The organism is Zoogloea sp. (assembly GCF_023150065.1).
GTDB lineage: Bacteria > Pseudomonadota > Gammaproteobacteria > Burkholderiales > Rhodocyclaceae > Zoogloea.
In genome coordinates this window covers 1-606 of the sequence record NZ_JAKLLN010000165.1, presented here as the reverse complement: position 1 = coordinate 606, position 606 = coordinate 1, and the positions used below count along the sequence as shown (strand labels likewise).

Below are 606 nucleotides of genomic sequence, written 5' to 3'. Positions count from 1 at the left end.
GATCAAGTTCACCGAGCGTGGCGAGGTCGTGGTGCGTGCCCGTCTGCTCGGCGAGGGCACTGACGGCTATCGCCTGCGCATCAGCGTCGAGGACACCGGGATCGGCATCCCGCCCCATGCGCAACAGAAGATCTTCGAGCAGTTCTCCCAGCTCGACGGCTCCACCACCCGCCAGTTTGGCGGCACCGGCCTCGGCCTGGCGATCTGCCGCCGCCTGGTGGGCCTGATGGGCGGCGAGATCGGTGTCGACAGCCGGCCCGGAGCGGGCGCCTGCTTCCATATCGACCTGTGCCTGCCGGCGGGGCAAAGCACCGCCGAAGCCCTGCGCTGCGACGTCGCGCTCGAGCGTGTGCACGCCCTCGTCGTGGATGACAATGCCACCAACCGCGAGATCCTGCTGCGCCAGCTCCACGGCTGGGGCATGCAGGTGGAATGCTCTGCCGACGGCGCGGGCGCACTGGATCGACTCGCACGCGCCGCCACGGCCGGCGAGGGTTTCGAGCTCGCCGTACTCGACATGCACATGCCGCACATGGACGGCTTGCAGCTGGCCACCGCGATCCGCGCCAACCCGGCGCTCGCCGGCGTGCGCCTGGTGGTGCTGAC

1 protein-coding gene is annotated in these 606 nt (G+C 70.1%); it reads left to right on the top strand.

What is annotated here, in order from left to right; genetic code table 11:
• Nucleotides 1-606 (top strand): ATP-binding protein (locus L6Q67_RS24065; RefSeq protein ID WP_296576205.1); only part of this gene is annotated, 606 nt, incomplete at both ends.